The following is a 14,672-nucleotide window of genomic DNA, read 5'->3' as shown; positions in this document are numbered from 1 at the left end:
ACCGGCTCCTTACATTCGTTATCGATAGATCATAAGAGCCGTGCGGAAAGTTTGCCGTAAGCCGGGTTCTGTGCATTCGGTGGTGCAAACGGGAACGACCCTCCCACCTACTTAGCGACAATCATCTATCTAGGCCGTCCATTGCTGAACGGCTCCAGCAACCAACCCGAACGCGCCCCGGGCAAGGGCTGCGCGTGAAGCGCGGCGTTCTCTCGGTCTTGCTCCAAATGGGGTTTACCAGGACCATAGTCACCTATGCTCCTCGTGGTCTCTTACACCACGGTTCCACCCTTACCTGTTCCGGCATAAGCCGGCCATCGGCGGTCCATTTCTGTGGCACTAGCCTTCAGCTCGCGCTGACTGGACGTTATCCAGCATCCTGCCCTACGGAGCCCGGACTTTCCTCTCGCGACTTGCGCCGCCAGCGATTGTCTGTCAAACTTTCCGGTTCGCTTAGTAAGTATACTCGGAATTGAAACAAAGCTCAACCCGTTATCGATAACCAAATGAACCAATTGTAAAGAAAATGAGCCTCAACAGCTTATACGAGGCGGAACGGCTCCGTCGAAAGAGCTGATGCAACGACTTCCGTCGTTGACTTGCGCTCTGTAAGCTGAGCAGCAAGCCAGTCAGCGACGCGCTGCTTCATTATTTTTTCCACGTTATGCCCCGGATCGATGATCATCATGCCGTCTGCCAGTGCATCATGCGCGGTATGGTAGTCAATATCGCCTGTCACCATTACATCGGCGCCTGCAAACTTCGCGTTGCGTACATATTTGGCACCGGACCCTCCAAGTACTGCAAGCTTTCTTACAGGAGCCGATAAATCGCCGACGACGCGCACGAACGGAACCTCGAACACTGATTTGACTCGTTCTGCCAATTCTCCAAGCGTCGCCGGCTCCTCTAGCTTGCCGACTCGGCCAAGCCCGAACGAACGTCCTTTCAGATCGACGGGATACAGATCATAAGCTACCTCTTCATACGGATGAGCCTTCAGCATCGCTTGAACGACTGCACGATGAATGCTGTGCGGCACAATCGTCTCGATCCGCACTTCATTCACCTTCTCCAGCTTGCCCTGCTGCCCAATGAACGGATTGGTCCCGTCGCCTGGACGGAATGTGCCTGTCCCTTCTAAAACGAAGCTGCAGCAGTCGTACTTCCCGATCGTACCTGCACCTGCTTGCCATATTGCCTGCTGTACCCGTTCCCCGTGCGTCTCCGGCACGAATACGACGAGCTTGAACAATTTATCCGTATGCACTTCTTCGAGACTGCTTCGTCCTTCCGGCACGATGCCAAGCAGATCGGCCATCCAATCGTTAATGCCGCCGTCCGTTACATCTAAGTTCGTATGAGCGATATAGACCGCAATATCGTGCTTAATCAGCTTCTCATACAGCTTGCCCGCTGGCGTGGAAGTATCGATCTTGGCAATAGGGCGGAATATGATCGCATGATGGGCAACGATTAAGTTAGCGCCTGCTTGAATCGCTTCGTCTACTACTTTGTCAGTAACGTCTAACGCAACCAATACCTTTGGTATCGGCTTGTTCAACGTTCCGAGCTGCAACCCGATTTTATCGCCTTCCACTGCATAATGCTTTGGAGCGAGCTGCTCCATAAGCTGTGCTACCGTTTGACCTTTCGCAAACAAACGAGCACCTCCTCTATTCGATTCATTTCTGCACGGAATTGTTCTGCCTTGCCGACAGCTTCCTCCGTATCGGACTGCTCCATCTGCCGGAGTATCCGCTGCATTTTCCGAATTTCGCTTTCCCACTTGCGGTAAAATACTTCGCTTGGCTGCTGCAGCAAGTAAGGCCCGAACCGGTACAGCAACCGAACCGCATCTTCGCCTTCGGCAGCAGACGGCAGATTCGTATCCTTATACAGCTGCGCATTCTGCTCAGCTGCATTATCTGTTCGTACCGCGACTATAATCTCATAGATCTTGCCGTCTTCCTCAAGGATGCGCTCGTCAGTCAGCAGCCAATTATGGTCTGTCAGCCAGCGGCGTACCGCATCCTCGCCGACGTTCGGCTGGAGAACCAGCTGCCGGACGCCTTCCAGCTTGCCCGCCTCTCGGCCTTCTTCTAGAATAGTGGCAATTAGCTGTCCACCCATGCCGGATATCGTTATTGTATCCGTCTCTCCGGCCTGAACAACTGCCAAGCCGTCTCCTTTGCGGACTTGCACTTTATGCTGCAGCCCCGCTGCATTCACCTGCCTGCTAGCCGCTTCATAAGGACCTTTGTTCAGTTCGCCGGCTATAGCGGACGGGCATTTGCCCGACGACACCAGGTGTACCGGCAGCAGCGCGTGATCAGAGCCGATGTCGGCAATACGCGCCCCTTCTTGTACGAGCTCGGCAATCATGCTTAGCCGATCCGACAATTTGACATTTCCATTCATGAAGTAACCCACGCAATCCATTGTTTTCTTAATCCGAACAGCAATCCGCCGCCGACCGCTATTTTAGCAAATAATAAAAGCTGCGACAAAACATAGTCTTGAACGAACAACGCGCTGTACAGCTCAGGCATGAACCAGACGAGACAGCCAATACCGAACAGCACCATAGCAACCGGTCTGGACCATCGCTGCGTGAACCAGCTGAACCATGCGAACACGAACGTCATTGGCAGCCAGTACAGTTGAATTTCATACCAAGAAGGCACGGACTCGCGCCGCGAGAGTGCCCATGCGTATAGGAGCAACAGTGCTGCCCAGCCTGTAAAATGAAGAACCGACATTCTCGCCGCTATGCCGTACACAATCCATAAGACGGCACATCCAGCCAACAAACCAGCTTGAGCGGCCCAACCATCGATACCATGTTGACGCAATAAATAGATGCCCATTCCCAGCAATCCTAGCATGTCCATCCCGATAATCGCGATGCCAGCAGGCTCATGTTTGCGCCTCACGCGCTGCCCGTAGAGCAGCAAAAGTACGAAGGATGCGACGGTTACGCCTATTTGCAATAGCGGATGAAAAGCGGTAAAATGAAGTACAACAAAGCAAATCAAGGAAAAAATGACAATTGCAAACAACCACTGCTTACCTGAAGCGGTAAGCACGGCTTGTGCGGCACGTCCGGATAACCGGGCGGAAGATTGGTTGTTTTCTTGTTCATCGGAGTAAAGATTAAGCAGGAAATCGCAGTAACGGTCCGGCAGCAGCTTGCTTCGCCGCCAATATTCAATTTCTTGAACGATCATTTTTTTTCGCTGCTGGTCCATAATCCGCTCCCCTTCAGATTTGGAAAAAAAGACCTTGCTGCACGTAGCAGAAAGGTCCCTGGCCATTATTCAAGAAAATCTTTCAACCGCTTGCTGCGGCTAGGATGTCTCAGCTTCCGCAGCGCTTTAGCCTCGATCTGGCGAATCCGTTCGCGCGTAACACCGAACACTTTGCCGACTTCCTCCAGCGTGCGAGTCCGTCCGTCATCCAGACCGAACCGCAGACGAAGCACGTTCTCTTCCCGCTCTGTCAGCGTGTCCAGCACGTCCTCAAGCTGTTCCTTCAGCAGTTCGTACGCGGCTGCATCAGCCGGTGCGAGCGCCTCCTGATCCTCGATGAAATCGCCCAGATGGGAATCGTCTTCTTCGCCGATTGGCGTCTCGAGCGATACTGGCTCTTGTGCGATCTTCATAATTTCTCTTACTTTATCGGTGCTAAGCTCCATCTCCGCCGCAATTTCCTCCGGCGTCGGTTCGCGTCCAAGCTCTTGCAGCAGCTGGCGTGAAACACGAATGAGCTTGTTGATCGTCTCCACCATATGAACCGGAATACGAATCGTACGTGCTTGGTCGGCGATTGCCCGCGTAATAGCTTGGCGAATCCACCATGTTGCATACGTACTGAACTTATATCCTTTGGTATGGTCGAATTTCTCAACCGCTTTGATCAGACCCATGTTGCCTTCTTGGATGAGGTCAAGGAACAGCATTCCCCGTCCTACATACCGTTTAGCGATACTGACCACGAGACGCAAGTTCGCTTCCGCGAGCCGGCGTTTCGCTTCCTCATCGCCCTTCTCAATCCGCTTGGCAAGTTCCACCTCATCATCAGCCGACAATAAGGGAACCCGGCCGATCTCTTTCAAGTACATGCGTACCGGATCGTTAATTTTAATACCTGGCGGAAGCGCCAAGTCGTCGTCGAAGTTAAACTCATCGTGCTCTTGATCCCGTTCACGGTCATGATCGTCCCGACTAATCGGAGAATCATCATCGTTCTCGTTGACCACTTCGATCCCCAAATCGTCAAGCTGTTCGAAAAACTCGTCGATTTGCTCCGGATCCTGGTCGAACGGAGACAACTTCTCCATTATCTCTTTGTACGTCAAGGAGGATCTTTTCTTGCCATGCTCAATCAGTTGATCCTTGATGAGCTCTAGCTTCTGCTCCGTTTCTAGTTCAGTATGTTGATCATTCGCCATATTCCGACTCCCTCCTCCCTAGAAACGATCGTCCTGCCGTCCTTTCAGCTGTCTCTCTAGGGCTATAATCTCACTTGCAATTTGCACAGCCTGCGCAATGTCTCCGGATCGCTCCGCCCGCACTAACTGCTCCTTCTTCTGTTCGAGCTCGCGTATGCGAGGCATCTTACGAATTTCCCGGATGAAATCGTCGAGCAACTGCTCGTTGAATGGGAAATCGCCGTCCATTAACAGAATCGAGGCGGCCGTTCGCTCCAGACGGTCGTCTTGAAGCGTGGAGATGAACCGTTTGACATCAGGATCATGACCTTGCGCATAAAATGCATATAAATAAGCAGCAAGCGCTGCGTGATCCTCTACATTAAAAGCATCGCCTAACCGATCGTGCACCGTACGGGCCGTTTCGGCATCACGCATCATAACCGACAGCAGCTTGCGTTCCGCTTGTTGGTAAGCAGGCAGCAACGTCGGTGGACCTGCAGACGAAGGACGCTTTTCATTCCTACCATTATTCCACGAAAAACCGTTATTATCCCTTGGGCTCTGCAAATTTTGCATCGTCTGGCGCACGGCATGAACATCTTGCTTGAGCGATTCAATGGAGATGCTAAGCTCTCTTGAGAGCTCCTGCATGTACACTTCACGATCAGTTGCAGACTCCAACTCCGCAATGATTCTTGCCGCCTCGATCAAATATTTGCGCCGGCCCTCATCTTCTTCTAGCATATGGTTTTTTCGCAAATATATAAGCTTAAATTTCACGGCAGATACGGGATGATCCATCACATCGCGCAAAAATGCATCTGGACCGTACGCTTCGATCGCCTCGTCCGGATCCATGCCGCCGGGCAGCATCGCTACGCTGACGGACATGCCTGCCTTCTCGAACATCGGGATCGCTTTCATCGCTGCCGCTTTGCCGGCATTGTCGCCGTCATAACAGATGATGATCTCGTCAGCCGATCTGCTTAAGATCGCGGCGTGATCGTCTGTCAAAGCAGTTCCCATCGTCGCTACGCCGTTACGGATACCTGCGCTCCACGTCTTGATGACGTCCATATATCCTTCGAACAGTACGACCTTTCTCCGCTTCCGGATATCGGGACGTGCATGATTGAAGTTGTACAGCGTCCGGCTCTTCGTAAACAGCGGTGATTCAGGCGAGTTCAAATATTTCGGTTGCCCATCCCCCATAATGCGTCCAGCAAACGCAATAACTTTACCGTCCCGGTTCCAAATCGGGAACATGACGCGCCCTCTGAACCGGTCGACATAACCGCTGCCGTCCTGCTTAGCGGACAATAGTCCGGCCTTCTCCATGAGCGCCAACGGAAACTTGCGCGCCTCGAGGAATCGAGCCAGCGTGTCCCACGATTCAGGCGCATAACCGATGGAGAACTGATCGATCAGCTTGTCCGACATGCCGCGTCCTCGCAAATAGGCGAGAGCAGATTGGCCTTGCGGTGTATTCATCAGCAAATAATGATACAGTTTCGCAGCCAATTCATGCGCTTCGATCTGTTTGTCGCGGTCCGGATTGGCTGGCGGTCCGCTGTCTGCACTATCAGCCCAAGTGACCGGAATGCCGGCCTCTTCCGCCATAACGCGTACAGCCTCAGGGAATGAGTAGCCTTCGATCTCGGCAATGAACCGAATAACGTTGCCGCTCTTGCCGCAGCCGTAGCAGTGGAAAATTTGCAGCTCTGGCGTAACCGTGAAGGATGGCGTACGTTCCGAGTGGAACGGACAGAGACCCTTCATATATTTCCCGTTCTTGGTGAGATGAACGTATTTCCCGACCGTCTCCACGATGTCGTGCGCATTGCGTACCGCTTCAATGGCGGATTCCGGAATTTTCCCGTATGCCACATTACTCACCCTTATCCTCTTGCACCTAAATACTATTCGCTAATGCTGACAAAACTCCTGCCGCTGCCTCAAAAGTTTTGTCAGTTTTTGCTGAAATCGAAGTCTATCTTCATCCGTTAGCGCTTTAGGACCTTTCGATCTGCCGCCGGCTCTGCGTCTCTTGGCCGACTCGTGGCGGCGCTCCAGCAAATATCCGATCTCCTCTTCAACGATCTGCTCGCCGCGTGAAGAAAGCACGACACCGCCCTTTGCCAGCACAAGAGACGCTAATCCTAAATCTTGCGTAACGACAATATGGCCCTTGCGCACCCGATTGACGATATACAGGTCGACCGAATCGCTACCGCGGTCCACTTGCACGACACTAACACCTTCCGACGGCTCCAGCCGATGGTCATAGGACGATACCATCAAAACCGGAACGCCGAATTGTGCGGCCGATTCGGCGATTTCTTGTTTAACCGGACAAGCGTCGCCGTCTACAATAATAACGGTGTCCGGTACATTCCTCTCGGAATGAAGCAGCATGGACATCATCACCGTTCATTTCGTATTTCGTAATGAAATTACCGTACTATTATATACGGCGCGGCTTCATAAAATCCTGCCGGCCGCTAGGACTGAAGTCGAACATGCTCCATAATGATGCTCGCCGTCTCTTCGACCGCACGGAACGATACATCGATCACGGTGCATCCGAGCTTTTTCATCACAGACTCAGCATATTCAAGCTCCTGTTCAATTCTAGCCGTCGTCGCATAAGCAGCGCTGTCTGGCAGTCCGAGTGCTTTGAGCCGTTCTTTACGGATAATATTCAAGTAAGGGACCCCGATCGTAAGACCGATAATTCTTTCCTTGCGTACGCTGAACAGCTCCTCCGGCGGTTTCAGCTCCGGTACGAGCGGCACGTTTGCGACCTTGTACTTTTTATGGGCCAAGTACATCGACAGCGGTGTTTTCGAAGTCCGGGAAACGCCTACCAACACGATATCCGCCTTCAGCACACCCGTCGTATCACGCGCGTCGTCGTACTTGACGGCGAACTCGACCGCATCGACTTTGCGGAAATAATCCGCATCGAGCACATGGTTCAAGCCCGGTTCCTGCCGCGCTGACTTTCCGGTCTGCCGTTCAAAGCTCGTGACAAGCTGGCCGAGCAGGTCGATGCATTCCACATCGTATATCCGGCTCAGCCGTACAAGCTCATCACGCAACGCGGGTATGACGAGGGTAAAGAGGATGATGCCGCCCGTTTGTTTGGCCCGAAGAACAACACGCTCGAGTGCCGACACGTCCTGGATGAAGGGCGCCCTGCGAATGTCAGCCACAATCGGATGGAATTGAGCCGCCGCAGCTCTAACAACAAACTCTCCGGTCTCACCGGCAGAGTCGGAAACGACATATACAATGAGGTTTCGTTCCATTTTGGCTGATCCTCCTATCCGTTATCGGCCCATAAGGCTAATTTGTATAAACCTTGTGTTCGACGCTCGAGAGCCGCTGCGGTGCGGATTGTTCGTTATGTGGTGCCTCGAGAGCCGCTGCGGTGCGGATTGTTCCTACGATCGCTGTTGTCCTTGGATTGTTCTTGATTATATGAATTCCTATGCGGATACAATCCAAGGACAAAGACGAACACTCCGTTTCTTCGGAACAATTCCGCTCCTCCGCTCCACTGCCCGCCGCATTCCACTGCACTACCTTATACTCGCTCGACATCACTTCGTCTCGCATCGTCCCGCATGCTTCGCACGCGAAAAATTAGCTAGTTCGTTATGCCGTGCCTCGAGGGACGCTGCGGTGCGGATTGTTCCTATGATCGCTGTTGTCCCCTCGAGAGACTGCATAAACTGCAGGCTTTCTTGCAATCGAGTACTGGATTTGACGTAATCTCTGCATTTTGTACAGTAATTACTGGTCGATCCAGCCAGCATGCAAGCTCAAGCAACGAAATTCCTGCACTTTATACAGGAACGAGTAACTATAGTACGATGCAGGCTCTGAAGAATGCACTTTGTGCAGTCTTTTGATGACGCTTGTGTACTGTCGCGACGGGAGGTACGACCGGAGCGAGCCCTGTACATAAAAAATGTTGAGTGAGTCGGCGCTTGCTTCAGCGGAGAGGGCAGAATCATTCTGGAGAATCAGAGCTTATGCTTCCGAAGTAGCTTTCCTCCGGAAAGCTTTAAGCGCTCGCCTTTGTATTCGAATTCTACCCGCTTGGCGGTATTAGAAAATCAAAAGAATTCGACTACAACAGCGATCGGAAGAATGATCTGTCCTCGCAGCGGTGCTACTATCTCAACGGTACTTAACAAACAAAACTAACTGACAAGACTACCACACCAGCTTACTAAAGTCGGCGAGCTTAACGATGTCCGCCGAGATGGCAGCCAGTGTAGCCAGACGATTGCGGCGTACGTCGTCCTGTTGTGCCATAACCATGACGGAGTCAAAGTAAGTCGTTATCGGAGCCTTCAGCGATGCCAGCTGCGTCAGCGCGCCAGCAATATCGCCGCTGCGGAAACGCTCTGCATACGCGGAATGTACCGACTTCCATGCATCGTACAGCGCTTGCTCAGCCGGTTCCGCGAACAGTGTAGGATCGACTTCAGCCGTCTCTGCTTTGGCAGCCAAGTTGTTAACACGGTTGAAAGCGTCGACAACAAGCTTGAATTCGTCCTTCTCATCACCAGCAGCGTAAGAGACGAGCACAGCTGCTCGATCGATCGTCAGCTTCAAGTCGTCGAAGCCGCCCGCCATTACCGCGTCCACGACGTCATAACGTACGCCTTGCTCGGTCAGCACGTTTTTCACGCGAAGCGCGAAGAAGTCGTACAAGTCTTTACGAATTTCAGCAGCAGTACGTTTCACTCCTCGCTGCTCATGGACCGAAATCGCAATGTCGAACAGATCGCCAAGTGCGATCGGCAAGTTCTGCGCGAGAATAGTCTGTACAATGCCCGCCGCTTGGCGGCGAAGAGCGTAAGGGTCTTGCGATCCCGTCGGAATGATGCCGATCGAGAAACAGCCGACAATCGTGTCGATTTTGTCAGACAGGCTGACGATTGCGCCAGCAAGCGATGCCGGTGCACGGTCGCCTGCGAAGCGCGGCTGGTAGTGCTCGTTGATCGCCTTAGCAACCGCTTCGCGCTCGCCTGCTTTGCGTGCGTAATCTTCGCCCATAATGCCCTGAAGCTCTGGGAACTCGTATACCATCTGCGTAACAAGGTCGAACTTGCTGATGTCGGCCGCACGGCTTACATCTGCTGCATCCGAAGCGTCCGCCTGTACATGTGCCGCAAGTTTGTCAGCAACAGCGCGAATGCGGCGAACTTTGTCCGCTACCGTGCCAAGTTCTTCGTGATAGACGATCGTCTCAAGCTTAGCAAGCGCGTCAGCAATGGCAAGCTTCTGATCTTCCGCGTAGAAAAACTTCGCATCAGACAGACGTGCGCGCAATACCTTCTCGTTGCCCTTCGCGACGATGTCGAGCGACGTCTTGTCGCCGTTGCGAACCGTTACGAAGAACGGTAGCAGCTTGCCTTCCTTATCCAATACCGGGAAGTAACGCTGATGCTCGCGCATCGACGTAATGAGTACTTCCTGCGGAATGTGCAAGAACGAAGGGTCGAACGTACCGAACAATACGCTAGGCGTTTCAACTAAGAACAGAACCTCTTCGAGAAGATCTTCCTTAACAGCGATTTCCCAGCCTTTCTCTTGCGCAAGCGCTTCGATCTGCCGGACGATCTCCGCTTCGCGCTCGGCGATGTCAGCAATGACGTGCTGCGCACGCAGTGCATCGACATAATCCGCAGGGCTTGCAATCGTCGTGTCGGAGCCGAGGAAACGGTGGCCGCGCGTTACGTTACCGCTCGCTACGCCTGTAATCTCAAGAGGAACGGTTTCCGAACCGAACAGAGCAACGAGCCATTTGATCGGGCGGACGAACTTCAGATCGTAGCTGCCCCAACGCATGTTTTTCGGGAACGTCATGCTATGGATAATAGCATTCAATCCTTCGGACAGGACAGCAGCCGTCTCGATGCCTACGCTGCTTTTGTTGCCGTACACGTATTCCACGCCGGCAAGCTCTTTGAAATAAAGCTGATCGGGTTCGATGCCTTGGCTTTTGGCAAAGCCGAGAGCCGCTTTGCTCCAAGCGCCAGAAGCGTCTTGTGCGATTTTGCGCGACGGGCCTTTTACTTCCTCGTTTACGTCAGACTGCTTCTCGGCAACCCCGCGAACGAGCACAGCAAGACGGCGAGGCGTTGCATAGGCTTCCACTTCGCCGCGTGCAATACGGGAATCATCAAGCCATTTCGCCAGTTTGTCCTTCAGTTGATTAACGGCGCCGCGCACGAAACGTGCAGGCACTTCTTCCAGACCAATCTCGAACAATAGATCTTTAGCCATTAGCGCTCATCTCCTTTCTTCAGCAGCGGGAAGCCAAGCCGTTCGCGCTCCTCCAGGTAAGTCGCCGCACAGGCGCGGGCCAAGTTGCGGACACGAGTGATATAACCCGTACGTTCCGTTACGCTGATCGCACCACGCGCATCAAGCAGGTTGAACGCATGCGAACATTTGAGTGCGTAGTCATAGGCCGGGAATACCAGGTTGTTATCGAGCGAACGCTTCGACTCTTCTTCGTACATGCCGAAGAGTTTGAACAGCATCGCCGAATCAGACGTTTCGAACGTATATTTGGAATGCTCGAACTCCGGCTGCAGGAACACGTCGCCGTATTTCACGTCACCGACCCACTCAAGATCGAACACATTTTCTTTCTCTTGAATATACGAAGCAAGACGCTCCATACCATACGTAATTTCGACTGCGATCGGGTTCATATCGATGCCGCCGACTTGCTGGAAGTACGTAAACTGCGTAATTTCCATGCCGTCAAGCCATACTTCCCAACCAAGGCCCCATGCGCCGAGACCCGGGTGCTCCCAGTTGTCCTCAACGAAACGGATGTCATGATGCGCAGGATCGATGCCAAGACGCTTTAAACTCTCCAAATACAGCTCCTGGATGTTATCCGGCGACGGCTTCATAATAACTTGGAATTGGTGATGCTGGTACAGACGGTTCGGGTTCTCGCCGTAGCGGCCGTCCGCCGGACGGCGCGAAGGTTCAACATAAGCAACATTCCAAGGCTCTGGACCAATTACGCGCAGGAAGGTCATCGGGTTTAGCGTACCTGCGCCTTTTTCTACGTCATAAGGCTGCACAAGAATGCAATTTTGCTCGGCCCAGAACTGCTGCAGCGTCAAAATCATGTTTTGAAAATTCATGCTCATATGCTACTCTCCTTCATTGTTAGTTTCAAGCCTTACAAGCTCTTCAAGCTGCAGGCAACGGTCTCATAAAATGACAAAAAAGCTCCCGTCCCCACGCCTGTTTTAACAGACGTAGGGACGAGAGCATGCTCCCGCGGTTCCACCCTACTTGACATGACGAACAATCAGCCTTCCGCCGACCGCCGTTATGCCCTCTTTTCCAATGCGTCAACGCACTCCAGAATGCCTTTCACCGAATGGTCCGTCCGGGCTCTCACTGTCCCCGAATCGCTATGCGGCCGACCGCTCTCAGCTACTGTTCCCATCATCGCGCGCTTGTTCCTTTATTCGCCTTGGAATATAGTATTCGTTTTCGACGCTGTTGTCAAATCGAAACCGTGGATGCTTGCGAACCGTCTGAACCGGCCTTCGAGGAGCCGTCGAATGCACTCGCGAACTTCTTGCGACGGTGAAGGCGCCACCGGTATGTGCTGACTGCGCCGCGCAAGTATTCATCTAAGATCATGCCTGCATAAATACCAAGCAATCCGTAGCCGAGCGGCGCGGCCAGCACATAAGACAATCCGACCGCAGTGATCCACATAATCGGGAGCGAATACAGCATGACGTTACGGCTATCGCCGATCGCGTTGAGCGATTGGCCGAGCGCCATGTTGAGCATTTTGCCCGGCTGAAGGATGAGATTAAGCCAGAGCAGCGTCATCGCCGTATCGATAATATGCTGGTCGTCCGTAAACAAACTGAGCAATTGATGCCGGAACAACAGCATGAGCACCGTATTCACTATGACGATGACAATGCCCCAGCCGACCACTTTGAAAGCATCATAATAGGCTTCCCGGTACCGTCGCGCGCCATACAAATAACTGATCCGTATCTGAACACCCATCGCAAGTGACCATCCGAACAAGAATGCGAAGGATTCGATCGTATTCATATACGTTCTTGTTGCAAGTTCTTCCGCCCCCATCGTCGCAATGATCGCATAAATCGTCAACTGCGAGAACGTCCACGAAGCACCGTTCATACTGAGCGGCCAACCCAGTTTAACGACTTCCTTCAGCAATTGGCTATTGAACTTGAAAAATTCAGCCAGACGAATCCGTTCCCCGAACGCGTGCGTGAACAAACGAATCTGGAACAGCATCGCGACGCCCCGGGCGATCAGCATCGAGATGCCGACTCCGTACAGCCCCCATTGTGGAAAGCCGAATGCTCCAAATATAAACGCATAGTTCATCAGAATATGTAAAATGTTCATCCCGACCGCGATAAGCATCGGCGAACGGGTGTCGCCGGTGTTGCGGACAGCCGTACTGAACGATAAGTTAAGCGCCGTAATGATCATGCCGCCGCCGACCATGGACATATACGTATGAGCCAGATGCCTTATCTCGACAGGCACGTTAAGCATGGTGATGAACAAATCCGTGCAACTTGCCAGCAGGATGGATATGATAATGCCGAGCGCTGCCGTTATGGTGACGGACATGACGCCGATTTGCCTTGCTTCCATTTGTTTGTTCGCGCCTAGCTTCTGTGCAATCAGAATGCCCGCACCGCTGCAGACGAGCGAGAACAACACGATGACTGCGTTAAAAAATTGGTTGGCTATGCCAACGACTGCTACCGCATCGTCCGAAATCCGGCTGACCTGAATGGTGTCCGCTGTTCCGAGCATGAATTGGAGCGTCATCTCGATCATAATCGGCCAAGTCAGCGCCCATATGGAAATGGAACGCTCCGATAACGATCCTTTATGCTTACTCATGACGTCTTCGCCCCCTTTAATCTCCGGTTCATTGTAAGGGCATGCGAAAAGGATCGTCAACCAGCGTATCGAACCGTATCAGACCATAACAAGCTTATAATCGCGAAAAAAACAAAGGGATGCCCGAAATGATCGGGCATCCCTTTGAATCGTCGTCATCCTGCCGTTTTTTACGTTATAAATCGGATTAATCCATTAAAGATCGTATTTATCCAGCTGGTCTAGAAAACTTCTCGACTTCAGCTGCAAGCCGATATGAGCGTCCAACAAACGCCTCATCGTTTTCTTCACTTCCTGCTTCGTCTCCTCTTTCAGCGCCACATTGCCTAGACGCCACAGATCGAGCCTGCGGAACAGCCGCAGCACTTTCAGCGTGCCTTCCGACAGCCGGATCGCATACGGATCGCGGTGCGCGCACCGCCTGCACAATACGCCGCCGCTGCCGACGCTGAGCATGAACGGCGCATCCTGCGACTCGCAGGAGATACATTCATCAAGCTGAGGGTCGTATCCGGCCCGCTGCAATATTTTCATCTCGAACAGATGGCTGACGATTTGCGGATCTTTCCCGGCTTCGAGCGACTCGAAGCAAGCTTTCAATTGCCCGTACAAGAACGGATCCGCTTCGTCATCCTGAAGCGTCCGGTCGGTCAATTCTGCCGCGTAAGACGCATAAGCAGCCAGATCAAGCTTTTCGCGCAGCAGATGATGGGAGGCCATAATCTCGCCATGATTAAGCGTTCCAAGCCCTCCGCCGCTGCCTTTGAAATAAATAAATTCCCCGTATGTAAACGGCTGGGCGAGCGAGCCGTGCCGGCTGCGGGCTTTTTTCGCACCGCGGATAATGACACCGGCTTTGCCGCCGCCCTCCGTCAGCAGGGTGACGATTTTGTTACCTTCCCCATAATCCATACTTCGTATAATGATGGCGCAGGTTCGGTACAGCATCCCCATCTTCTCCCATCGCAGGCAATCGCCCTGCGCCAGTTCAGCCGTGATCGGGCAGCCATGCGCCGCCTCCTATACCGGAGAAGACACCTCTTCCTCGTCACTTCCTCCAAGCTCGAACGCAGCGGCTTCGTCCGCTGTCTCGGCATCGCTGATCTGGTGCATTTCCTTGTAGAGCAAAAACGCGTCAACGCTGCCGGTTAACGCAAAATACTTCCACGAAAAATCTCGCATTCCGTATTCACCCTTTCCGCCCTGTCAGAAATCGCTTAACACTGCCTGACAACTATAGCTTGCGATAAAGGGGGAATACGTATCCTTGTCA

At 52.8% G+C, this 14,672-nt stretch carries 12 protein-coding genes and 1 other RNA gene; all 13 read right to left on the bottom strand.

Annotation, left to right across the window (positions count from 1 at the left end):
• Positions 1-42 precede the first annotated feature (42 nt).
• The 13 genes from rnpB to PKO01S_RS18990 all read right to left on the bottom strand — a co-directional run bounded on the left by rnpB (position 43) and on the right by PKO01S_RS18990 (position 14,581).
• Positions 43-444, bottom strand: an RNA gene (gene rnpB / locus PKO01S_RS19050) — RNase P RNA component class A.
• Positions 445-541: 97 nt separating this feature from the next.
• On the bottom strand, positions 542-1,663 hold the full coding sequence (locus PKO01S_RS19045) for a Nif3-like dinuclear metal center hexameric protein (RefSeq protein ID WP_127533026.1): 1,122 nt from the start codon (positions 1,661-1,663) through the stop codon (positions 542-544).
• Entirely contained in the window at positions 1,639-2,421 is a 783-nt protein-coding gene (locus PKO01S_RS19040; protein WP_127533025.1) for a tRNA (adenine(22)-N(1))-methyltransferase, read from the bottom strand. Before PKO01S_RS19040 ends, PKO01S_RS19045 begins: the two co-directional genes overlap by 25 nt.
• Positions 2,418-3,251 (bottom strand): hypothetical protein, encoded by an 834-nt coding sequence (locus PKO01S_RS19035; protein ID WP_127533024.1) that lies wholly within the window; start codon positions 3,249-3,251, stop codon positions 2,418-2,420. Before PKO01S_RS19035 ends, PKO01S_RS19040 begins: the two co-directional genes overlap by 4 nt.
• A 65-nt stretch (positions 3,252-3,316) precedes the next feature.
• On the bottom strand, positions 3,317-4,453 hold the full coding sequence (gene rpoD, locus PKO01S_RS19030; RefSeq protein ID WP_127533023.1) for an RNA polymerase sigma factor RpoD: 1,137 nt from the start codon (positions 4,451-4,453) through the stop codon (positions 3,317-3,319).
• An 18-nt stretch (positions 4,454-4,471) separates the two neighbouring features.
• Positions 4,472-6,322, bottom strand: a complete 1,851-nt coding sequence (dnaG, locus tag PKO01S_RS19025) for a DNA primase (RefSeq protein WP_127533057.1) — start codon at positions 6,320-6,322, stop codon at positions 4,472-4,474.
• 39 nt (positions 6,323-6,361) lie between these two features.
• Positions 6,362-6,850, bottom strand: a complete 489-nt coding sequence (locus tag PKO01S_RS19020; protein ID WP_127533022.1) for a YaiI/YqxD family protein — start codon at positions 6,848-6,850, stop codon at positions 6,362-6,364.
• Between the two features lie 86 nt (positions 6,851-6,936).
• Positions 6,937-7,746 (bottom strand): pyruvate, water dikinase regulatory protein, encoded by an 810-nt coding sequence (locus tag PKO01S_RS19015; RefSeq protein ID WP_127533021.1) that lies wholly within the window; start codon positions 7,744-7,746, stop codon positions 6,937-6,939.
• Positions 7,747-8,659: 913 nt separating this feature from the next.
• Positions 8,660-10,741 carry a glycine--tRNA ligase subunit beta gene (gene glyS / locus PKO01S_RS19010; RefSeq protein ID WP_127533020.1) on the bottom strand — a complete coding sequence of 694 codons (2,082 nt, stop codon included), beginning with the start codon at positions 10,739-10,741 and terminating at the stop codon, positions 8,660-8,662.
• Positions 10,741-11,622: a glycine--tRNA ligase subunit alpha gene (gene glyQ, locus PKO01S_RS19005; RefSeq protein ID WP_127533056.1), complete on the bottom strand. Its 882-nt coding sequence runs from the start codon at positions 11,620-11,622 to the stop codon at positions 10,741-10,743. The genes glyS and glyQ overlap by 1 nt, the downstream gene beginning before the upstream one ends.
• A gap of 370 nt (positions 11,623-11,992) precedes the next feature.
• Positions 11,993-13,399 (bottom strand): MATE family efflux transporter, encoded by a 1,407-nt coding sequence (locus tag PKO01S_RS19000; RefSeq protein ID WP_127533019.1) that lies wholly within the window; start codon positions 13,397-13,399, stop codon positions 11,993-11,995.
• Between the two features lie 195 nt (positions 13,400-13,594).
• Positions 13,595-14,347, bottom strand: coding sequence for a DNA repair protein RecO (recO, locus tag PKO01S_RS18995; protein WP_127533018.1), 753 nt, complete (start codon positions 14,345-14,347; stop codon positions 13,595-13,597).
• Positions 14,348-14,419: 72 nt separating this feature from the next.
• Positions 14,420-14,581, bottom strand: coding sequence for a YqzL family protein (locus tag PKO01S_RS18990; RefSeq protein WP_127533017.1), 162 nt, complete (start codon positions 14,579-14,581; stop codon positions 14,420-14,422).
• Between the last annotated feature and the right edge of the window lie 91 nt (positions 14,582-14,672).

Origin of the sequence: Paenibacillus kobensis NBRC 15729 (genome assembly GCF_004000825.1) — a bacterium.
GTDB lineage: Bacteria > Bacillota > Bacilli > Paenibacillales > Paenibacillaceae > Paenibacillus_T > Paenibacillus_T kobensis.
Note: the sequence above shows the minus strand (reverse complement) of the source record. Positions and strands in the feature narration are given on the sequence as shown.